This window comes from Kitasatospora sp. NPDC050543, assembly GCF_044457565.1.
In the GTDB taxonomy this organism is placed as follows: domain Bacteria; phylum Actinomycetota; class Actinomycetes; order Streptomycetales; family Streptomycetaceae; genus Kitasatospora.
The window spans coordinates 101074-120635 of record NZ_JBITGZ010000005.1 but is presented as its reverse complement, the minus strand read 5'-3'; the positions used below and the strand labels follow the sequence as shown (position 1 = coordinate 120635).

20 protein-coding genes are annotated in these 19562 nt (G+C 72.1%); 7 read left to right on the top strand and 13 right to left on the bottom strand.

Annotation, left to right across the window (positions count from 1 at the left end):
• Positions 1–307: 307 nt before the first annotated feature.
• The 5 genes from ACIBH3_RS08135 to ACIBH3_RS08115 all read right to left on the bottom strand — a co-directional run bounded on the left by ACIBH3_RS08135 (position 308) and on the right by ACIBH3_RS08115 (position 3187).
• Entirely contained in the window at positions 308–628 is a 321-nt protein-coding gene (locus ACIBH3_RS08135) for a three-helix bundle dimerization domain-containing protein (RefSeq protein ID WP_396311081.1), read from the bottom strand.
• A 724-nt stretch (positions 629–1352) separates the two neighbouring features.
• Positions 1353–2123: a pirin family protein gene (locus tag ACIBH3_RS08130; RefSeq protein WP_396311080.1), complete on the bottom strand. Its 771-nt coding sequence runs from the start codon at positions 2121–2123 to the stop codon at positions 1353–1355.
• A 127-nt stretch (positions 2124–2250) separates the two neighbouring features.
• Entirely contained in the window at positions 2251–2400 is a 150-nt protein-coding gene (locus tag ACIBH3_RS08125; RefSeq protein ID WP_396311079.1) for a hypothetical protein, read from the bottom strand.
• Between the two features lie 55 nt (positions 2401–2455).
• Complete coding sequence (locus ACIBH3_RS08120; RefSeq protein ID WP_396311078.1) at positions 2456–2578, bottom strand: hypothetical protein; 123 nt, start codon at positions 2576–2578, stop codon at positions 2456–2458.
• Positions 2579–2638: 60 nt separating this feature from the next.
• On the bottom strand, positions 2639–3187 hold the full coding sequence (locus tag ACIBH3_RS08115) for a hypothetical protein (protein ID WP_396311077.1): 549 nt from the start codon (positions 3185–3187) through the stop codon (positions 2639–2641).
• Positions 3188–3740: 553 nt separating this feature from the next.
• On the opposite strand from ACIBH3_RS08115, the gene ACIBH3_RS08110 reads away from it, so the two are divergent.
• The 5 genes from ACIBH3_RS08110 to ACIBH3_RS08090 are packed head-to-tail and all read left to right on the top strand — an operon-like array spanning position 3741 to position 7933.
• Complete coding sequence (locus tag ACIBH3_RS08110; protein ID WP_396311076.1) at positions 3741–4304, top strand: RNA polymerase sigma factor; 564 nt, start codon at positions 3741–3743, stop codon at positions 4302–4304.
• The gene (locus tag ACIBH3_RS08105) at positions 4301–5128 is read left to right on the top strand and encodes a zf-HC2 domain-containing protein (RefSeq protein ID WP_396311075.1); all 828 of its coding nucleotides are present in this window, start codon (positions 4301–4303) and stop codon (positions 5126–5128) included. The genes ACIBH3_RS08110 and ACIBH3_RS08105 overlap by 4 nt, the downstream gene beginning before the upstream one ends.
• A gap of 32 nt (positions 5129–5160) precedes the next feature.
• Positions 5161–5970 carry an ABC transporter ATP-binding protein gene (locus tag ACIBH3_RS08100; RefSeq protein WP_396311074.1) on the top strand — a complete coding sequence of 270 codons (810 nt, stop codon included), beginning with the start codon at positions 5161–5163 and terminating at the stop codon, positions 5968–5970.
• The gene (locus ACIBH3_RS08095; protein WP_396311073.1) at positions 5967–7364 is read left to right on the top strand and encodes a hypothetical protein; all 1398 of its coding nucleotides are present in this window, start codon (positions 5967–5969) and stop codon (positions 7362–7364) included. The genes ACIBH3_RS08100 and ACIBH3_RS08095 overlap by 4 nt, the downstream gene beginning before the upstream one ends.
• Positions 7361–7933, top strand: a complete 573-nt coding sequence (locus ACIBH3_RS08090) for a hypothetical protein (protein WP_396311072.1) — start codon at positions 7361–7363, stop codon at positions 7931–7933. The genes ACIBH3_RS08095 and ACIBH3_RS08090 overlap by 4 nt, the downstream gene beginning before the upstream one ends.
• Before the next feature lie 102 nt (positions 7934–8035).
• On the opposite strand, the gene ACIBH3_RS08085 is transcribed toward ACIBH3_RS08090, so the two are convergent.
• From ACIBH3_RS08085 to ACIBH3_RS08065, 5 genes are read right to left on the bottom strand one after another with little or no spacing between them, the layout of a single operon-like run.
• Positions 8036–8698, bottom strand: coding sequence for a sarcosine oxidase subunit gamma (locus tag ACIBH3_RS08085; RefSeq protein WP_396311071.1), 663 nt, complete (start codon positions 8696–8698; stop codon positions 8036–8038).
• A complete protein-coding gene (locus tag ACIBH3_RS08080; protein ID WP_396311070.1) occupies positions 8688–11585 on the bottom strand; it encodes a sarcosine oxidase subunit alpha family protein in 2898 nt (965 codons plus the stop codon). The genes ACIBH3_RS08085 and ACIBH3_RS08080 overlap by 11 nt, the downstream gene beginning before the upstream one ends.
• Positions 11582–11860, bottom strand: coding sequence for a sarcosine oxidase subunit delta (locus tag ACIBH3_RS08075; protein ID WP_396311069.1), 279 nt, complete (start codon positions 11858–11860; stop codon positions 11582–11584). The genes ACIBH3_RS08080 and ACIBH3_RS08075 overlap by 4 nt, the downstream gene beginning before the upstream one ends.
• 14 nt (positions 11861–11874) lie before the next feature.
• A complete protein-coding gene (locus ACIBH3_RS08070; RefSeq protein WP_396311068.1) occupies positions 11875–13092 on the bottom strand; it encodes a sarcosine oxidase subunit beta family protein in 1218 nt (405 codons plus the stop codon).
• A 32-nt stretch (positions 13093–13124) separates the two neighbouring features.
• Positions 13125–13253, bottom strand: a complete 129-nt coding sequence (locus ACIBH3_RS08065; RefSeq protein ID WP_396311067.1) for a hypothetical protein — start codon at positions 13251–13253, stop codon at positions 13125–13127.
• Positions 13254–13520: 267 nt separating this feature from the next.
• On the opposite strand from ACIBH3_RS08065, the gene betA reads away from it, so the two are divergent.
• Entirely contained in the window at positions 13521–15200 is a 1680-nt protein-coding gene (betA, locus tag ACIBH3_RS08060) for a choline dehydrogenase (RefSeq protein ID WP_396311066.1), read from the top strand.
• Between the two features lie 108 nt (positions 15201–15308).
• Here the strand turns inward: betA and ACIBH3_RS08055 are convergent, their stop codons facing one another.
• Positions 15309–16538 carry an NAD(P)/FAD-dependent oxidoreductase gene (locus tag ACIBH3_RS08055; protein WP_396311065.1) on the bottom strand — a complete coding sequence of 410 codons (1230 nt, stop codon included), beginning with the start codon at positions 16536–16538 and terminating at the stop codon, positions 15309–15311.
• Positions 16535–16855: a bifunctional 3-phenylpropionate/cinnamic acid dioxygenase ferredoxin subunit gene (locus tag ACIBH3_RS08050; protein WP_396311309.1), complete on the bottom strand. Its 321-nt coding sequence runs from the start codon at positions 16853–16855 to the stop codon at positions 16535–16537. The genes ACIBH3_RS08055 and ACIBH3_RS08050 overlap by 4 nt, the downstream gene beginning before the upstream one ends.
• A gap of 214 nt (positions 16856–17069) precedes the next feature.
• Here ACIBH3_RS08050 and ACIBH3_RS08045 point away from each other — a divergent pair, with 214 nt between their 5' ends.
• Positions 17070–17819, top strand: coding sequence for an IclR family transcriptional regulator (locus tag ACIBH3_RS08045; protein WP_396311064.1), 750 nt, complete (start codon positions 17070–17072; stop codon positions 17817–17819).
• Positions 17820–17900: 81 nt separating this feature from the next.
• Here ACIBH3_RS08045 and ACIBH3_RS08040 read toward each other — a convergent pair whose 3' ends face one another.
• Positions 17901–19475 carry an APC family permease gene (locus ACIBH3_RS08040; RefSeq protein WP_396311063.1) on the bottom strand — a complete coding sequence of 525 codons (1575 nt, stop codon included), beginning with the start codon at positions 19473–19475 and terminating at the stop codon, positions 17901–17903.
• Positions 19476–19562 lie beyond the last annotated feature (87 nt).

Genomic DNA, 19562 nt, shown 5'->3' with positions numbered 1-19562 from the left:
CTGCCGCTGCGGCGCGGGCCTGGAGATGAAGCCTTGCTCTTCATGCTAGATCGCTACTCGACGCGCGGGCGGCGGGGCCGGCGCCGTCCTGCGCGCCGGACGCGATGGGAGGGTTCAGCTCGGGAATGGTGTCTCCGGCCGCTCAGCCGCCAGCGTCTTCATCGCCCTCGACCAGCCCTCCAGCTCGTCGAACAGCTTGGTGACGATGGCGTCGTGGTGCTCACCGGGCTTGAAGAGTGCGAGGCTCTCGAAGTCGGTGGACAGCGAGAGGTGGCGAGGTCGGGGACGGTCCTCGGAGGTGCCCGGGTCAGCTCTCCGGGGCGGGCCGGGTGCCCGGTGGTGGCATGGCAAGCAGGGCCCTGGCGCGGCGCTCAGTCAGGATCGGGATGAACGTCCGGACCTTGGCGTCGCGTAGTTCGTCGTATGCACCCGCGACGAGAGCGTCCACGGTGGCCGGGTCGGCCCCGGGGTGGGCGGACCTGAGCCGGGCGGTTACCAGTCGCATCGCTTCCTCGTCCTCGGGCGAGGCCCAGGTCGGGCTTGCCCCGTCCGGCTGGGGGCCGCCGAGCGCGTCGTCGGACGGCCACAGGCGGCCGGGTGCCTCGGGTGCCGGGTCACCAGTGGTCACGGCGCGGGCCCTTCGGTTTGCGGTGGGGCGTCGGCGCGGTGAGGGTCACGACGGCGACCTCGCCCCCGGGTTCTCCCGTGTCGTGGTGGGCCAGGGTGAGCAGGCCCGCGTCGGCCAGGTCTCGGAGGGCCCTCGTGGAGGAGGCCCGGTTCGACACGCAGGGCCGCGGCTGCGGCCGTCACCGGAAAGGTCGCTGCCCGGGCGAGGTGCTGCCGCGGATCGGCGACGAGGTCGACCAGTAGCCCGGCCGCGACCCGCCCGTTCGGAACTTCCCTCGCGCGCCGGGCCCAGTCGGCCGCCCAGGTCTCCACCACCATCGTCTGCACCGGCCCACGCCCCTTCGCATTTGCCCGCCTGCGGCCGACCAGCCGGCCCGCCCGACAGCCGGACCCCGCATCCGGCATTCTCCGCCTGCCCGGACCGGATCGCCTGCCGGCGCTGGGTTCCACCCGTGCCCTCGCCCAATTCTTGACCGAGAAGAAGCCATTCATGTCCTGTACATGACATGAGTGTGCTGCGGCGCTGTACGCCCCGAGTGTGAGGAGCCCACCCGACTGCGTCGACAGGATCTCGAGCGGCAGAAGACCATCGAGATCCTGCGCGAGGCGGCCGCCTCGACCGCATCTTCCCCGGCACGGCCCCGGCCGTGACCTGCGCACACATGCGGGCGGCGGCGCGCCGTGGGTGAGGTCCACCGCGCGCCCCGCCGTACTCGTGCGCTGCGTCAGCGGGCAATGGCGGCGTGCATCTCCCATGCCAGGATCTCCGCCGGCTCGACCGCGGTGACCTTCTGTCCGCCGACCGCGGTGAAGCGCACGGCGTCGCCGGCGGCGAGCGGGCCGACGCCTTCCAGGGCGACGTTGCCGCGGGGGATGAACAGGTGCAGGAAGGGAGCGTCGGGCAGTTCGACGCTCTGGCCTGCCTGCAGGCGGGCCACGTGCAGCGCCGCGTGGCGGTTCTTGATCCGGATGGCGGACGCGCCGTGGTGCTTGTCCATCCCCGAGGCGACCGGGATCAGGCCGCCGGACAGCAGTTCATCGCCGATTTCGAGTTGCTCGTAGCCCGGTGTGATGCCGGGCTCGTCGGGGAGGACCCACATCTGGACGAAGTGGACGGGGTCGGTGTGGGCGTCGGCGCCGCTGAGGCGCCAGGAGTCGTTCTTCTCCGAGTGCAGGATGCCGGTGCCGGCGCTCATTCGCTGGGCGAGTCCGGGATAGATCACGCCGGAGTGGCCGGTGGAGTCCTGGTGGACCAGGGAGCCCTGCATCACCCAGGTGACGATCTCCATGTCGCGGTGCGGGTGGGTCTCGAAGCCGCTGCCCGGCCGGACGATGTCGTCGTTGTTGACGAGCAGCAGTCCGTGGTGGGTGTTGGAGGGATCGTAGTGTCCGCCGAAGGAGAAGGAGTGCTTGGAGTCCAGCCAGTCGATCTTCGTGGCGAGGCGCTCGCCGGCGCGGCGGACGTCGATCTGCGGGTGCTTCGCGGTGGTGTTCAACTCGTGGTCCTTTCGGGCGGTCCGGGATCTCTCGCGAGGCCCCGGCGGTGCCTCTCGCGGCACCCTGTACGACCGAACATAGTTCACAGTTCAACTATTCCGCTGAGGGTCCCACCGGTGGGCGGCGTCAGAGTCCGTACTTCTCCAACGGGCGGAGCCCGAACCGAGCAGCAGTAGAGATCCGTCGTGCGCGCAGGGGCAACTCACGCCGCCCACTGCCCGGGTAGAGCATCGAGCCGGGCTCCAGCCGCACCCCGTCGTCGGTCAGGCCGGGCATGGTGAGCACGGCGTACCCGAAGTCGGGGTCGAGGGGGAGGTGGGCTTAGCTGCGCTCACGGCGCCGGGCCTGTACCGACCGTTCCGTGGTGGAGGTCCGTGCGCGTGACCTCCTGGGTCAGGCCGAACGCCGTCGGGCGGAAGTTGGGGGTCAGGACCTCGTGTGGCGCCGCACTCATCGTGACAACGGTGATCCCGGCATGCGGGTATGACAGACCGTCGGGCCGGTGGCTTCGGCGTCAGTCGTATGGTGCCGAGCGCGCCAGGAGAGCGGCGCCGCGACGCCTCGTGTGCTCGTGGGTGATCCGGCCGATCTCGTGCCAGAAGGGCGCCGCGGTGAGGTACGTGCCGAGCGCGGCCATGATTCCCAGGGCCACGTCCACGCTGATCCGGCCCTCCTCGGTCCAGTACACGTCCTGCAGATCCAGCAGCAGCGCGAACTCGTCCGCGATCAGCGCCGTGCCGGCTCCGTAGCCCGCGGCGACCAGCGGATGCCGGACGGCCCGCTCGTCGCCGCGTACGGCGACCAGGCCGACGCCGGCCAGGGCCGCGATGCCGATGTTGTAGTGGTGCAGGTGCCGCCCGCCCGCCGACAGGTTGCCCCAGGGCAGCCAGCCGCCCCGGATGCCGTGGGTGATCAGCCGGACGGTGCCGAAGGTCGTACCGAAGGCGGCCCAGGTCACCAGGAGGGACCGCTTGGTCGGCGTGAGGTGGGTGTCGGCCGCCTGGCTCCAGCGACGTGCCAGGCCTGTGGGCGGGGAGTCGCGCTGCCCTGTGCGGGCGTTCATGAACCGGTCCCTTCTCGCTGTTCCGGCAGACGTTCGGTGCGATGCGTTCCCGCCGGGCCCCGCGCGGGCGCCTTCCCGGCGGTCTGCCACCCGGACGGCGCAAGGGCGCCGCCGCCGACACGAGGGCTCGGCGGTGCGCGGCCGCGGTCGAGGCTCACAGCTCGTGCCCAGGTGCATCCGGCGCGTCGGGCGGCGGCCCCGTCCGGTGGTGGAGGGCGTGCCCGGCCGGCCCGGGGCAGCTGGGCGAGCTGCACCTGACGTCATCGAGGTCGAGATCCGTCGACCCGTGCCGCGCCGGGGTGGACGTGCGGGCTGGACGTGCCGCGATCGTCGCTGTGAATCCGCCACTCGTCGGGCCGTTCCCGGGATCGCCCAGCCCCGATTCCGGCCGGAGCGGCGGGGGGAGTCCGGCCGGTCTCTCGGTCCGACCGGTTGCCGACCCGGATCGAAGCCTGTTCCCGGGTTTCGGAGGGATCCCGAACCTTCGCACGGCGCTGTGACGCAGGTCACGCCGGATGCAGAACCTGTGCGCCGCATCGGGCGTCTGGCTGGTGTGAGATCACGCAGGAGAGCACTGGACGAGCTGGACGAGGAACGCCTCCTCCGGCTGGTGGCCAGAGGGGACCGCGGGGCGTTCGACGAGTTGTACCGGCGTACGTCGCCATGGCTGGCGGTGCGGCTGCGCCGCCGCTGCGCGGACGAGCAGATCGTCGCCGAAGTCATGCAGGAGACCTATCTGGCGGTGTGGCGCGCGGCAGGCGCGTTCGCCGGAAGCGCGGTCGGCGGGACGGCCGTCGGGTGGCTGTGGACGATCGCGGCGCGCCGCCTGGTCGATGCGTTCCGGCGCCGCGCCCACCACGCCGAACCGCCGGTCGCCGCCGCCGCCGAGCGGGCGGTGGTGCCCGCGGCGGAGGACGAGGTACTCGCCAAGGCCGTCGACGGCGACGTCGGCGACGCCCTACGGCGGCTGGCGCCGGAACTCCGACAGGTACTGCAGGCGACGGTGCTCGACGGGCTCTCCGTCCGGGAGACCGCCGTCCTGCTCAGACTGCCCGAAGGCACGGTCAAGACACGCGCCCGCCGGGCCCGGATCGCGATGCGGGAGGCGCTGGCATGAGTGCGGAACACGCGTCGATGCGGCTGATCGACGACTATGCACGCGGTGACGCGGCGATGGCCGCGGACACCGTCTGGGCGCTGGAAGCCCACCTGGAGACCTGCGCGCTGTGCCGCAGCCGCCTGGCGGCCTCCGTGGCCACCGAGGCGCCCGGCATCGCCGCGCTGATCGACACCGTCCGGGCCGGGCTGGAACCGCAGCTGGACGCGGCTGGCGGGGTGCCCCGGCGGCGACTGCGCCCGAGATGGGTGTCGGCCTGGCTGACGCCGGCGATGGCCCCGTGGCTGGCCATGACCGCCGTCGTCACCCTGCTGGCGCTGCTGCTGGACGCGGTCGCGTCACCGACGCTCTTCGGCGACGCCTCACCGGCGCTGCTGGTCGCGCCCGTGCTGCCGCTGTGCGGCGTCGCCGCGGCATGGTCGCGCGGCCTGGACCCGGCGCACGAACTGACGGCCTCGACCGCCCGGGCCGGTCTGCCCCTGCTCCTCAGGCGCACCACCTCGGTCCTCGTGGTGGTCCTGCCCGTGCTCCTGGTGGGGGGGTGGCTGACCGGATCCATGACGGCCGCGCAGTGGTTGCTGCCCTCCCTGGCCTTCACCTCCACTGCCCTGGCGCTGGGCAGCGTGGTCGGCGTGACCCGCGCCGCCGTCGGGCTGGTGGTCGCGTGGGGCGTCGCCGTCGTGGCACCCGCGTGGGCCACCGGCCGCGTCCCCCTTGCCCTGCGGCTTGCCCTGCAACCGGACCAGCTGCCCGCGTGGGGACTGCTCCTCGCGCTCGGCATCGGTGCCGTGATCGCCCGCAGGAACGCGTACTCAACGCTGTGAAACCATCGTCGACCCTCGAAAGGGACCACCGCATGACGCCCACGACGAGCGCGGCTGACACCGCGCCGAAGACCTACGCCTGGGAGATCCGGGCCGGCGGCCTGAGAGTACGTGTCGGACGGAAGAAGATGGCCGTCGACGGGCTCGACCTCTCCCTGGGTATCGGTACCCACGGCCTCCTGGGGCCCAACGGAGCGGGAAAGACCACCCTGATCCGGGCGCTGGCCACCGTGCTGCGCCCCGCCGAGGGCGAACTGGAGCTGCTCGGCACCTCCGTAGGCGGGATCGGCGACCACCGGGCGCTGCGTCGCCGGATCGGCTACCTGCCGCAGGAGTTCGGCTACTACAAGCGCTTCACGGTGCGCGAGTTCGTCGAGTACATGGCCTGGTTGAAGGAGGTTCCGAAGGCGGACGTCCCCGCGGCCGTCCAACGGGCCGTGGAACGGGTGGGTCTGGCGGACCGCGCCGACCACCGTATGAAGACGCTGTCAGGAGGCATGGTGCGGCGGGCCGGCATCGCCCAGGCCATCGTCAACGACCCCGCGGTGCTGCTGCTGGACGAGCCGACGGCCGGCCTGGACCCGGCGCAGCGGCTGCGCTTTCGCGAGCTGCTCCAGGAACTGGGCCGCGACACCTGTGTGGTCGTCTCCACCCACCTGGTCGAGGACGTCGCGGCCGCCTGCTCCGATGTGGTGCTCTTCGCCGACGGCCGCCTCGTCTTCCAGGGCACGCCGGACGACCTGGCCGCGGCGGGCGGCCCCGAGCACCCGGGCGACAGCCCCCTGGAGCGCGGCTACTCGGCGCTGCTCCGCACCTCCGGGCAGCAGGGAGGCACCTGGTGAACGGACGTGTCCTGCGCATCGAGTTGAAGCGCTCCGTCGCCCCGTGGGCCGGCGTCGTCGTCCTGGGAGGCAGCCTGGCGGTCTTCTGTCTGATCGACGGGATCTGGTGGAAGGGCACCGCGGGGTGGACCGCCCAGTGGACCTCCATGGCCATGTGGACCAGGTACCTGCTGGGCTTCTGGTGGCCGCTCGTGGTGGGCATGGGGGCGGTGTACGGGCTGCGTGAATCCCGTTCGCGGATGGCCGAACTGCTGGTGACCACGCCGCGGCCGGCCTGGCGCCGTGCGGCGCTGTCGGCCGGTGCGATGGCGCTCGCGCTGGTGTCGGGCTTCGGCCTGCTGGTCCTCGTGGGCGGGGTCCAGGTGGCCCTCGGCCGTACCGTCTACACGCCCCTCGGTTGGCTGCCGATCTCGCTCGTGGCGGCGCTGGCCCTCGTCGCGGGGGCCGTGTTCGGCATGGGTCTCGCGCGGGCCCTGCCCTCCGTGTTCACCCCGCCGGCCCTGGTGGTGCTCTTCCTCATGCTGACGGGCCTCCTCCTGCGGCAGAACGGTGACGGGGCTCTGCCGTCGAGCATCGCGCCGAACCGGCTCGCCCAGCTGTCCCCGGTGACCGTGGAGCCGCGGGAGATGCTGCTGACGCTGTCCGGCTCCGTGCACCTCGGTCAGACGCTCTGGCTGCTCGGCCTGCTCGCCACCGGGTTCGCCCTGCTGTCGGCCGTGACCCGCCGGGCCCGGCTGCTCGCGGTGATCCCCGTCCTGGCCGGCGCGGCCCTGGCCCTGCTGATCCTCCCGGCCGCTGCGCGCGACACCTACGTCGTCGACAGGGCCGCCGCCGCCCTGGTCTGTGACGGACCGGTGTGCGTGACGCAGGCGAACCGCTCACACCTGCCCGAGCTCGCACTGCGCGGCAAGGAGGCGCTGCGCGTGCTGCACGACGTCCTGGGCGACAGCGCGCCGAACTCGGTGCGGGAGGACACCCGGCTGCGCGCGCTCGGCGAGGAACGCGAACTCTCCGGCGACGTGGCGCTGGTCGACTTCGACGAACGGCTGTTCGCCGATGCGACGGGTGGGGAACTGACCCGCGCGCTGATCGCCCAGGGTCTGGCACCCAGCTGCCACGGGAACAGCGATCGGGAGGGCGGGGGCGGCGCCGTCGCCGTTCAGAGCATCGCCGTGAGCTGGGCCCTGCGTGATTCCCGGCTCCAACCGCTGGAGAAGAAGGGCGGCGACGCGTACTCGCTCAAGACCTGGGCGGACGCCGACGTCGCCTGGCAGAAGCTGACGGCGTTGTCACCGGCCGAGCAGCGCTCGCGGATCGCCGAACTGCGCGCCGCCGCCCTCTCCTGCTCGGGGTACGGCCAGCTTCGGGTGCTGGCGGGGGAGGCGTCGCAATGAGGTGGCTGACGCTCTACGCCCGTTCACGGCAGGTGCCCACCTCGGCCGCCGCGGTCACGCTCGTCGCGCTGGTGGTGTGGGCCCTCAACCAGGGCGCCCCGGGCCCGGTGGACCTGGGGACGGCGGTCCTGGTGCTCACCACGAACGTGGCGGCCGCCTCCGTCGGGCTCGGTGGGCGGGATGTCGTGCTGGAGAGGACGGCCGCGATCCGATGGGTGCCCCGCCGGGCGGCGCACGTGCTGCTGATCGGCGCGTTCGCCGGTGCGGCGCTGCTGGCGGTCCAGGCGGTGGGAGCGAAGCTCGCCCCCACCGAGGTCGTCGTGCGGGACAGTGCGGGCCTGGTCGGCCTGGCCGCGCTCGGGGCGGCGCTGTGCGGGGCACAGCTCGCCTGGACCCTGCCGACCGGCTGGCTCGCGATCGCCCTCCTCATCCCGGCTCCGGACGGCAGGGTGGGAGAGGTGATCGACTGGATGATCTTTCCCCCCGGCACGACGGCGTCCACCGCAACCGCGTACGCCCTGTTGGCGACCGGCACCGTGGTGTACGCCGTGGCAGGACCGAGACGGTGACGGGCGGACCGTGCCCCCCGTGGGCAACGGGACGGTCACGCGCACCCGACGGACCCCGCGCGCGGTGGCCGAGCTTGTCCTGGCCGGGTCCGCAGGACCGGCTCAGGCCGTGAGCGGGGGGTGGCGGTACTCCTCCATCGCGTCGAGGAGCCAGTCCGTCAGGTACTGTGCGAAGGACCCCCGCACGAGTAGCCGGTAGGTCGGCTCCGCGTCGACCTGGTGGAGGATCACATTGACCTTGCCGAGCAGCGTCTGTGCGCAGCGTCCCGGCCCGAAGGCCCGGGGGTGCAGGTCGAGTGCGCAGCCCTTCTCCAGGACCAGGCGGGCGGCGGGGCCGGCCAGTTCGAGCGTGGTGCGGTTGGCGCAGACGTCCACGACCGATCCGGGCTCGTCCGCCAGCGCCGCCCGCAGCAGCTCGGCGGTGGCGGGTGCGGAGCCGTCCGGGCCCACCACGAGCCACTCCTGCGGGCCCAGCCAGAGGACCTGAAGATCTCCCGGCTCGGTGACGGTGTTCGGGTCGGTCGGCAGTGGCGAGCCGAGCGTCGCGGCGATCCTCCCCCAGCCTCCGCCTGAGGGCACCCCCGGCCGAAGGCTGGGGGAGGGTGCCCCCATGGCGGCCGGCCCGTGCGGGTGGAGCTGGAGATCGAGTTGCGCGAGGAAGGGCACCTCGCGCAGCCGAACGCCCCGCTCCCCGCCGGTCGAGTGCGCTGCGAGGACGTCGGCGAGGTGGCCGAGCGGGCTGCGCCGCAGGGTGTCAGCCGTCACGGCGGGTTCCCTTCGGGTCGTAGAGGACGGTGTCGGTGATGGTCGCGGCGATCACGCCGCCGGGCAGCGGTGCGTAGACCGTCTCGCCCAGCCGCTCCCGCCCGCCCGCGACGAGTGCCAGGGCGAAGGTGCGGCCGAGTGCCGCGCTGCGGTAGCTGGAGGTGACGTGCCCCAGCGCCTTCGTGGGCGGCGACGCCTCGGCGTCCGCCACCAACTGCGAGCCCTCCGGCAGCAGCACGGCGGGATCCACGGGCAGCAGGCCGACCAGCTGCCTGCGGTCGCCGCGCGCGGTGTCGGCACGGCGGAGGGAACGCTTGCCGATGAAGTGCTTCTGCTTGGAGACGACCCACTCCATGCCGAGGTCGTGTGGGGTGACCGTGCCGTCGGTGTCCTGGCCGATGATGGGGTAGCCCTTCTCGGCGCGCAGCACGTGCATGGTCTCGGTGCCGTACGGGGTGATGCCCGCCGGTTCGCCGGCCTGGATGACGGACTCCCAGACGGCGAGGCCGTACCAGCTCGCGACGTTGATCTCGAAGGCCAGCTCGCCGGAGAAGGAGATTCGGCAGATCCGGGCCTCCACGCCGCTCGCGAGGCGGGTCTCACGGGCCGTCATGAAGGGGAAGGCGTCGTTCGACACGTCCAGGTCCGGGGCCAGGGCTGCGACGACCTCGCGGGATCGGGGGCCGACGACCGCGATCGTGGCCCACTGCTCGGTCACCGAGGTGAGCCGCACGCGCAGCTCGGGCCATTCGGTCTGCAACCACTCCTCCAGCCAGTCCAGGACGCCCGCGGCGTTCCCGGTCGTGGTCGTCATGAAGTAGTGGTCGTCCGCCAGGCGTAGGGTCACTCCGTCGTCGAAGACCATGCCGTCCGCTCGGCACATCACTCCGTACCGCGCGGAGTTGACGGCCAGCTTGGCGAAGGCGTTGGTGTAGACGCGGTTCAGGAACTCGCCCGCGTCGGGGCCGATGACGTCGATCTTGCCGAGGGTGCCGGCGTCCATGACGGCGACGCCTTCGCGGGCCGTGCGGCACTCGCGCTCCACGGCCGCCTCCATGGACTCCCCGGGCCGGGGGTAGTACCAGGGGCGCTTCCACTGACCGACGTTCTCGAAGAGCGCGCCGTGCCCGACGTGCCAGGGATGGATCGAGGTGGTGCGCACCGGGTCGAAGAGGGCGCCGCGCTCACGCCCGGCGAGCAGTGCGAAGGAGGCGGGCACGTACGGGCCGCGGTAGGTGGTCGTGCCGACCTCGCCGGGCGAGCGGGCGCCGAGCAGCCGGGCGATGACGCCGGTGGCGCTCACCCCGCAGGCCTTGCCCTGATCGTGTGCGGTGCCGATGGTGGTGTAGCGCTTGATGTGCTCGACGGAGCGCATTCCGGCCCGGATCGCGCGCTGCACGTCCGCGACCGTCGCGTCGCGCTGGAGGTCGACGTAGTGGTCGTTCCACTCGGCGGGGTCGCCCGTCTCACCGGGCACGATCCACACCGGCCGCGGCCGGGCCGGCGGGCGGTCGCCCGAGCTGGGCGGCTGCGAGGGCACGGCGGTGGGGAAGCCGGCCAGGCCGGCCGCCTCGGCTCCGGCGGCGAACCCGTCGCCGAGGCACCCGGTGAGGTGGAGGACGCCCCGGGCGGCTCCGGCGCTGACGACGTTCTGCGCGGCCCGCGCGGGGACGAACGAGGCCGACTCCTCCTCGTAGCGGGTCGTGCCCTGGGACTGGCTCCACAGGTGGACGGCCGGGCTCCAGCCGCCCGAGACGGCGAGCAGGTCGCAGGCCACCTCGCGGACGGGGCCGCTGATCGCGTCGTCGGCATCGATCTCGGCGATGCGGACCGCCGCGACCCTCCCCCGGCCTTCGGCCGGGGTGACCCCCGGCTCACCCCGGGTGCCGACCACGGCCGATCCGGTGAGGACGTCGATCCCGGCGGCGCGCGCGGCGTCGACGAGCTCGGCGGGCGGCTGCGGCCGGGTGTCGACCAGCGCCGCCACCTCCGCACCGGCCGCGACCAGGTCGAGCGCGGTGGCGTAGGCGTGGTCGTTGGTGGTGAGGACGACGGCCCGGCGGCCGGGGAGTACGGCGTACCGGTTCACGTACACGCGCACCGCGGCGGCGGACATGACGCCCGGCAGGTCGTTGCCGGCGAAGACCATCGGCCGCTCGTGGGCGCCGGTGGCCAGGACCACCCGGCGGGCCCGGATGTGCCACAGCCGCTGGCGGGAGATGCCGGGGACGGGGTGCGGGCCGAGGTGGTCGGTGCGGTGCTCGGCGACGAGCAGGTAGTTGTGGTCGTAGTAGCCGATCGCCGTGGACCGGGTGAGGACCCGCGTGTCGGCCTGCGCGGCGAGCTCCGTACGGGTGTCCGCCACCCAGTCGAGCGCCGGGCGGCCGTCGATCGACTCCCGCCCCGCGAGCAGGGATCCACCGGGTTCCGCCTGGTCGTCGACCAGGACGACGCGGGCGCCGCAGCGCCCGGCCGAGAGGGCCGCGGCGAGTCCGGCCGGGCCGCCGCCGACGACCAGGACGTCGGTATGGATGTGCATCTTGTCGTAGACGGCCTCGTCGGGAGTCGGGTCGAGGCGGCCGAGGCCGGAGAGGCTGGTCGCCGAGAGGCCCTCGTACAGCTCGATCGTGGTCGCGAGCCGCATCGGCTCCGAGCAGGGCCCGTCGACCTGGACCAGGGCGTTGGGCTCCTCAGCGCCCGCTGTGGCGATGCCGCGCGGCCGCCTGCCGTAGAGGCTGGGGGCGACGTGCAGCACGCCGTTGGCGAGCAGGGCGGAGGCGAGCGTGTCGCCGCGCAGGCCGGTGTACTCCACGCCGTCGAAGGTGAAGCGCAGGGGGGCGGAGTGGTCGACCCGTCCGCCGTGGGGGAGGCGGTGGGACTGCGTCATGCGATCACCGGCTTCGGCCGGCCGGCAGGGTACACGGCCAGGATCTGGTGGGTGACGGTGTGGCGGACGACGTTGAACCAGCGCCGGCAGCCGGCGGCGTGCGACCAGCGTTCCGCGAAGGGGCCCTTGGGGTTGTCGCGGACGAAGAGGTACTCGCCCCACTCGCCGTCGGACAGGCCCTCGGGGTCCGCAGGGTAGGCGACGTGGGCCTGGCCGCCGTAGTGGAACTCCAGCTCGTCGCGTTCGCCGCACCAGGGACAGGCGATCAGCAGCATGTGTGGTCCTCCGGTCAGTGCGCCACGGCGGCGGCGCCGTGCTCGTCGATGAGCGCGCCGGTGGTGAACCGCTCCAGCGCGAAGGGTGCGTTCAGCGGGTGTGGCTCGCCGGTGGCGATGGTGTGCGCGTACACCCAGCCGGAGGAGGGCGTCGCCTTGAAGCCGCCGGTGCCCCAGCCGCAGTTGAGGTAGAGGTTCTCGATCGGCGTCGGGCCGATGATCGGCGAGGCATCGGGGGTGACGTCGACGATTCCGCCCCAGGTGCGCAGTACGTGCGCCCGGGCGAAGACCGGGAACAGTTCGAGTGCCGCGGCCATCTGGTGCTCGATCTGGTGGAAGGAGCCGCGCTGGCCGTAGCCGTTGTAGGAGTCCACGCCGGCGCCCATGACCAGCTCGCCCTTGTGGGCCTGGCTCACGTACACGTGGACGTGGTTGGACATCACCACGGTGGGGTGCACGGGCTCCAGCAGCTCGGAGACGAGCGCCTGCAGGGGGTGGCTCTGAACGGGCAGCCGCAGTCCGGCCAGGTCGGCGAGGACGCTGCTGTGCCCGGCGGCGGCCAGTGCGACCCTCCCCGCGCTGATCGGTCCCCGGCTGGTCCGCACGCCGACGACTCGGTCGCCGTCGCGCAGGAATCCGGTGACCTCGCAGCCCTGGATCAGGTCGACGCCGTACTCGTCCGCCTTGCGCGCCAGCGCCCAGGCGACGTGGTCGTGCTTGGCGATGCCGGCCCGGGGCTGCAGCGTCGCACCGAGCACCGGGTAGCGCACGTCGGGGGAGGTGTTGACGATCGGGCAGAACTCGCGCACCTGGTCGGTGTCCAACCACTCGGCGTCGACCCCGCCGAGCCGGTTGGCGTTGACCCGGCGGGTGCCCTCGCGGACGTCCTGCAGGGTGTGGGCGAGGTTGAGCACGCCGCGCTGGCTGAACAGGAAGTCGTACTCCAGTTCCTGCGGCAACACCTCCCAGAGCTTCAGCGCGTGCTCGTACAGCGCCGCGCTCTCCTCGCAGAGGTAGTTGGACCGGATGATGGTCGTGTTCCGGGCCATGTTGCCGCCGGCGAGCCAACCGCGTTCCAGCACGGCGACGTCGGTGATCCCGTGGTTGCGGGCGAGGTAGTAGGCGGTGGCCAGCCCGTGGCCGCCCGCCCCGACGATGACCACGTCGTAGGAGCGCTTGGGGTCGGGGGTGCGCCACAGCCGGTCGGGGTGCTCGGGCAGCTGGTGGGACATCGCGGGACTCCTGGGGAGAGACGGCGTCGGAGTCAGTGGAGGACGACGGTGCGGGCGCCGTTGAGCGGGACCGGGCGTTCCACGTGCCACTGCACGGCGTGGGCGAGCGTGAGGAATTCCGCGTAGGCCGGCGTCAGGAGCAAACCCTCGCTGTTCGCCATGGTGACTCACCTCCTTGGCGGTGTTTCAGACTACGCACACTGTTGCGCGTAACACAACAGATTGACAAGAGGGTCGTGGGGGGCCTTGACGATCCTCGGGTAGGTCCCGAAACTGTTGCGCACTATGAACGCAGTTTCACGTAGCGAAACTCGCCGTTCAGGGGCCGCGACGGGAGCCCCGCGTCACCGTGCCCCCCGCAAACCCGCAGCAACCTCGCCAGACTCGCGCAAACGGCGTCACCGCCCCGAGAGCAACGGCAGGACACCATGACCTTGCAGCAGTACGACTTCATCATCGTCGGCGGAGGTTCGGCCGGCTGCGCGCTCGCGGCCCGGATCAGCGCCGACCCGTCCAACCGGGTGCTGGTGCTGGAGGCGGGGCGGCCGGACTACCCCTGGGACGTCTTCATCCACATGCCGGCCGCCCTGACCTTCCCGATCGGCAGCCGGTTCTACGACTGGAAGTACGAGTCCGAGCCGGAACCCTCCATGAACGGGCGGAGGATCTACCACGCCCGGGGCAAGGTCCTCGGCGGCTCCAGCAGCATCAACGGCATGATCTTCCAGCGCGGCAACCCGCTCGACTACGAGCGGTGGGGCGCCGACCCCGGCATGAAGGACTGGGACTACGCCCACTGCCTCCCGTACTTCAAGCGCATGGAGAACTGCCTCGCCGACCGGGAAACCCGCGGTCCGGCCGCCGACCGCCGGGGTTTCCGCGGCCACGAGGGCCCCCTCGTCCTGGAGCGCGGGCCGGTCGCCAACCCCTTGTTCTCCGCGTTCTTCGAGGCCGTCCAGCAGGCCGGTTACCCGCTCACCGACGACGTCAACGGCTACCGCCAGGAGGGCTTCGCCCCCTTCGACCGCAACCTGCGCCGCGGGCGCCGGCTCAGCGCCGCCCGCGCCTACCTGCACCCGGTGCTGAACCGCCCCAACCTCGACCTTCGGACCCGGGCCCACGTCGGCCGTGTCCTCTTCGACGGCAAGCGCGCGGTCGGCGTGGAGTACAGCCGAGGAGGCACCCTGCACCGCGTGAGCGGCGGCAAGGTGATCCTCTCCGGCGGCGCCATCAACTCCCCGCAGTTGCTGCAGCTCTCCGGCGTGGGCAACGCGGCGGAGCTGGCCGCGCTCGGCATCGAGGCCGTCCAGCACCTGCCCGGCGTCGGCGAGAACCTGCAGGACCATCTTGAGGTGTACGTCCAGCACGCGTGCAGGCAACCGGTGTCGATGCAGCCGGCCATGAAGATGTGGCGACGGCCCTTCATCGGCGCCGAGTGGCTCTTCCTGCGCAAGGGCCCGGGCGCGACCAACCACTTCGAGGGCGGCGGCTTCGTCCGCAGCAACGAGGACGTCGACTACCCCAACCTGATGTTCCATTTCCTGCCGATCGCGGTGCGCTACGACGGCTCCGCGCCGGCCGGCGGGCACGGGTACCAGGTGCACATCGGCCCGATGTACTCCGATGCCCGTGGCTCAGTGAAGATCAGGTCGAAGGACCCGCGCGAGCACCCGGCGCTCAGGTTCAACTACCTCTCCACCGCGCAGGACCGCCGGGAATGGGTCGAGGCGATCCGGGTCACCCGCAGGATCCTCGGGCAGCCCGCCTTCGCCGAGTTCAGCGACGGAGAGATATCGCCCGGACCGGAGGTCGAGACCGACGAACAGATCCTGCGGTGGGTCGCCAAGGACGGGGAGACCGCCCTGCACCCCTCGTGCACCGCCAGGATGGGCACGGACGAGATGTCGGTACTCGACCCGGCCACCCTGGGGGTCCACGGCCTGGAAGGGCTGCACGTGGTCGACGCGTCCGCGATGCCGTACGTGACCAACGGCAACATCTACGCCCCCGTCATGATGCTCGCCGAGAAGGCCGCCGACGTCATCCTCGGCAACACCCCCCTCGAACCGGACCACACCGAGTTCTACCGCCACCGCAAGACCACCTGATCCGCACCGGGTCCCCGCGCCACGGCAAGCCTCCGGATCCGCCGGTCCGGAGGCCGAGCCCGTGCGAGGTCGACAGCTCGGCTTCGCCGCCGGACCGGTCGAGAGGGTTCAGCGATGACCGCCCTGGGTTCGGGACACAGGACGTGGCTGGGAAGCGACCGGCGCGACGGCGGCAGGGATCGGAGTGAGCGTGCGGCGGAGCCGGTTGAAGAGCTTGGGCCGGTTGACGGCGAGCACGGCGACGTCGTGCCCGTGCCGCCGGTAGACGGCCACGAACGAGCGGCTGTCCAAGTCGCCCTCGATGAGCTGGGGTTGGTCGTCCGGGTCGACATGACCGGCCAGCTGGATCCGGGCCTGGTACTGGTCCGACCAGAAGTACGGCGGTTGCGCGGGCGCGGGCGCCGACGTGCCCGACAGCAGCGTACGAGCGGCCGTCTTCGGCTGCTCCGTCGCGTTGGTCCAGTGCTCGATGCGCACGGAGCGGCCGGTGAACGGGTTGGGGCAGCGGGCGACATCGCCCACGGCGACGACGCCGGGGATGTTCGTCGCGCAACCGGCGTCGCACACGACCCCGTCGTCCACCACGATCCCCGATCCGGCCAACCAGCCGGTCGCCGGCCGCACCCCGACGCCGACCACGACCACGTCGGCCGTCAGCAGCCGCCCGTCCGTCAGCCGTACGCCCGTGACCCGGCCTTCGCCGGTGAGGCCTGCGACGCCGACGCCGCACAGCAGGCGGACCCCGTGATCCGTGTGGAGCGAGGAGCAGACCAGGGCCATGTCGCGTCCGAGGGCGCGCTCCAGCGGCACCTCGGCGGCCTCCACGACGGTGACGTCCAGGCCGAGCGCGTGGGCCGTGGAGGCGACCTCGGCGCCGATGAAGCCCGCGCCGATGACGACGACGCGGGGCAGGCCCTCCCGCAGGTCCGTGCGCAGCGCCACCGCGTCGTCCAGGGTGCGCAGCGTGTGGACGCCCGCCAGCCCCTCGGCGCCCGCGATCGTGCGGGGGCGGGCGCCGCTGGCGATCACGACGGCGTCGGCGCGCAGTTCCCGGCCGCCGGTCAGGGTGACGGCCCGGGCCGCGGGCTCCAGCCGGACCGCCCGCTCGCCCAGCAGCCACCGCACGGACAGGTCCGCGTACTCGTCCGGGCTGCCGAGCGCGAGCGCGTCGGCGTCCAGGTCGCCCCTGAGGAAGCCCTTGGACAGCGGCGGCCGGTCGTACGGGTGGTGGCGTTCGTCGCCGATGACGGTGATCGAGCCGTCGTAGCCCTCGGCGCGGAGCGCGCGGACCGTGCTCAGACCCGCCAGTGAGGCGCCGACCACGGCGATGGACTTCACGCCGGCTCGCCGACCGTGACGTGGAGGACGACGCATCCGTCCTCCACGGTGACCCGGTGGGTCCGCAGCGGCGACTTGGCCGGCGGGCAGGTCGGGCGGCCGGTGCGGAGGTCGAAGGAGGCCGCGTGCAGGGGGCATTCGACGAAGCAGCCCTCCAGCCAGCCGTCGGCGAGCGAGGCGTCCTGGTGGGTGCAGGTGTCGTCGACGGCGTAGAAGGTCCCGTCGGCGTTGAACACGGCGACCGGCGCCGGTACGCCCTCGGTCACTCGGAGCGCTTCGCCGGGCGGCAGGTCGTCGATCCGGCACACCGTGATCATGGGAACCTCCAGCTTCGGATCCTCGAACCCGCTCGGGGTGTATCGCATTGCACAACACGATTCGGATTACGCAACATGCTTTCGAGCTGCCAAGGGCTTGTCAAGAGGGCGAATGTCATCGGCCGGATGATGTGCATAATGTTGCGTTATGAGCAACAGTCTGAACGGCGGACCCCCCGAGGGGCCGGGCTCCTCGCGACAGACGGAGTCCCCTGTGCAGTCCGTCGACCGGGCGGTGACCATCCTGGAGATCCTCGCCCGCCGTGGTGAGACGGGTGTCACCGAACTCGCGGTCGAGCTCGGTGTGCACAAGTCGACGGCCTTCCGCCTCGCCGCCGCCCTGGAGATGCGCGGCCTCGTCGAGCAGCCGGGGGAGCGCGGCAAGTACCGCCTGGGGCTGGGCCTGGTCCGGCTCGCCGGTGCCGCCACGGTCCGGATGGACCTGTCCCAGCAGAGTCGTCCGGTCTGCGAGCGGCTGGCCGTCCAGGTCGCGGAGACGATCAACGTGGCGATCCTGGACGGCAACGAGGCCGTCAACATCGACCAGGTGTTCGGCCCCTCGGCTCTGACCACGCACAACTGGGTCGGTCAGCGCACGCCGCTGCACGCGACCTCCAGCGGGAAGGTGCTCATGGCGCACCTGTCCGAGGAGGCGCTGAAGGCGAGGCTCACCGCCCCCTTGGAGCGCTACACCCCGCGGACCGTGACCGATCCCGGCACCCTGCTCGCGCAGCTGAAGCAAGCCGTCACGGACGGCTTCGCCTGCTGCGTGGAGGAGTTGGAGCCGGGGCTCAACGCCGTCGCGGCGCCGGTGTTCGCGCACAACGGGCAGGTGGTGGCGGCGATCAGCGCCTCCGGGCCGTCCTTCCGGCTGACCGAGCGCCGTATCCCCGAGGTGGCTGCCGCGGTCCGGTCCGCGGCGGAGGAGGTCTCGGCCAGGATGGGCTACCTCCGCCTGGAGTGACGGGCCGTGGTGCGGCCGGGGAACGGGGCGCAGGGTGGTCCCGGCGCCCCGTCCCGCTTCCTCACGAGGTCTGACGAAGGGTCAGGCCTCGGCCGCGAGGCCGTCGTCGGCCACCGGCTCGGTGGCGGCGGGGCGCTGCGGCGTGCCGCCGTGGCTGCGGTAGCGCAGGTACAGCAGACCGCCGACGGCCGAGATCACCGCGGTGAAGACGATGGCGCCCCACGTGAAGTACCACTGGTCGTCGCCGTAGATGGCGGTTCGCGGCCACGCCAGGTTGACGGTCATGGCCACGCCGTAGACGACGGCCACGATGTTCACGACCAGACCCCAGCGGCCCATGGTGAAGTAGGGGCCCTGCTCCTTCCGCGGCCATTGGCCCCGCAGGCGGCGCAGCAGCATCGGGGCGGTGACCAGCAGATAGGGGATGTAGAAGAGGATGATGGCGACCGAGGTGAGGATGAAGAAGACCCGCTGGTTGCCGATGTTGACGAGCAGCAGGGCGATGGTCAGCACGCCGGTGATGACGGCCGGTGCGACCGGGGTGCTGGACTTGGGGGAGACCTTGGCCATGGCGGCGCCGAACGGGAGACGTCCGTCGCGGGCCATGGAGAAGAGCAGCCGGATGGCGGCGGTCTGCACGGCGAGGCAGCAGACCGTGATGGCGATCGCCGAGCAGACCAGGAAGGCGTCTCCCAGGCCGGTGCCGAGGGTGGACTTGATCAGGTAGGGCATGCCGAGCGTGCCGAGTTCCTCGGCGTCGATGTTGCCGACCGCCATCATGCCGACGAGCATGAGCACCCCGCCCGCCAGGAAGGCGGCGGTGAGGGCGCGGAGGATGGCGCGGGGAGCGTGGCGACGCGGCTCCTTGGTCTCCTCGGCGAGCGAGCCGGCGGTGTCGAAGCCGTAGAAGACGTACGCGCTCATGATCGAGGCCACCAGGAAGGCACCGAGGTAGCCCCAGGAGTGCCCGGCCCCGGTGCCGGCGGTGTGCAGGACGACCTGCGGCCCGCGCTTGATGTGCACGGCCAGCATGATGATGAGCAGGGTGACGCCGATCAGCTCGACGGCGACGCCGATGTTGTTGATCTTCGCCATCAGGCGGACGCCCACGATGTTGACGATCGTGGTGAACACCACCAGGCCCAGGGCGAGCAGGATCGCGTTCTTCGCGCCGTTCGGAGTGGTGGTCACGCCGGCGTCGTCGGCGCCGCCGACGATCTGGAAGGTCAGCGAGACCTGCGGCAGGATGATCTGGTACGCGACGGCGACCGCGGCCGCGGTGACGATCGCGCCGACGGTCATGATCCAGCCGGCCATCCACGCGGTGGCCGGTCGCGCGATCTGCTTGGACCACTGGTAGACGCCGCCGGCCAGCGGGAACTGGCCTGCCATCTCGGCGAAGCAGAGGGCGACGGCCCCCTGGCCGATGAAGACCAGCGGCCAGCTCCAGACGAAGGCCGGGCCGCCGGAGGCGAAGCCGAAGCCGAAGAGCTGGAACACGCCGGTCATGATCGAGATGTAGCTGAAGCCCGCGGCGAAGCTGGAGAAGGAACCGAGGGAGCGTTCGAGTTCCTGCTTGTAGCCGAAGCGTGCGAGGTCGGTGGTGTCGTCGGTGGGTGGGGGCGCGGTGGTTCTGGTGGTTCCCGGGTTGCTCATGGTCGCTCCAGTGGCAGGCAAGGGGACTGGGGGACGTGCTTGCTGTGCGGACCGGGTGGAGTCGGGAGGCGTGGACGTAGGGACCGG

Bases quoted from the DNA above. Each gene is read 5' to 3' on its own strand.
- ACIBH3_RS08040 (WP_396311063.1), bottom strand. From the start codon at position 19,475: ATGAGCAACCCGGGAACCACCAGAACCACCGCGCCCCCACCCACCGAC.
- ACIBH3_RS08115 (WP_396311077.1), bottom strand. From the start codon at position 3,187: ATGAACGCCCGCACAGGGCAGCGCGACTCCCCGCCCACAGGCCTGGCA.
- ACIBH3_RS08105 (WP_396311075.1), top strand. From the start codon at position 4,301: ATGAGTGCGGAACACGCGTCGATGCGGCTGATCGACGACTATGCACGC.
- ACIBH3_RS08090 (WP_396311072.1), top strand. From the start codon at position 7,361: ATGAGGTGGCTGACGCTCTACGCCCGTTCACGGCAGGTGCCCACCTCG.
- ACIBH3_RS08125 (WP_396311079.1), bottom strand. From the start codon at position 2,400: ATGCCCGGCCTGACCGACGACGGGGTGCGGCTGGAGCCCGGCTCGATG.
- ACIBH3_RS08070 (WP_396311068.1), bottom strand. From the start codon at position 13,092: ATGTCCCACCAGCTGCCCGAGCACCCCGACCGGCTGTGGCGCACCCCC.
- ACIBH3_RS08075 (WP_396311069.1), bottom strand. From the start codon at position 11,860: ATGCTGCTGATCGCCTGTCCCTGGTGCGGCGAACGCGACGAGCTGGAG.
- ACIBH3_RS08080 (WP_396311070.1), bottom strand. From the start codon at position 11,585: ATGACGCAGTCCCACCGCCTCCCCCACGGCGGACGGGTCGACCACTCC.
- ACIBH3_RS08100 (WP_396311074.1), top strand. From the start codon at position 5,161: ATGACGCCCACGACGAGCGCGGCTGACACCGCGCCGAAGACCTACGCC.
- ACIBH3_RS08065 (WP_396311067.1), bottom strand. From the start codon at position 13,253: ATGGCGAACAGCGAGGGTTTGCTCCTGACGCCGGCCTACGCGGAATTC.
- ACIBH3_RS08050 (WP_396311309.1), bottom strand. From the start codon at position 16,855: ATGATCACGGTGTGCCGGATCGACGACCTGCCGCCCGGCGAAGCGCTC.
- betA (WP_396311066.1), top strand. From the start codon at position 13,521: ATGACCTTGCAGCAGTACGACTTCATCATCGTCGGCGGAGGTTCGGCC.
- ACIBH3_RS08120 (WP_396311078.1), bottom strand. From the start codon at position 2,578: ATGAGTGCGGCGCCACACGAGGTCCTGACCCCCAACTTCCGCCCGACG.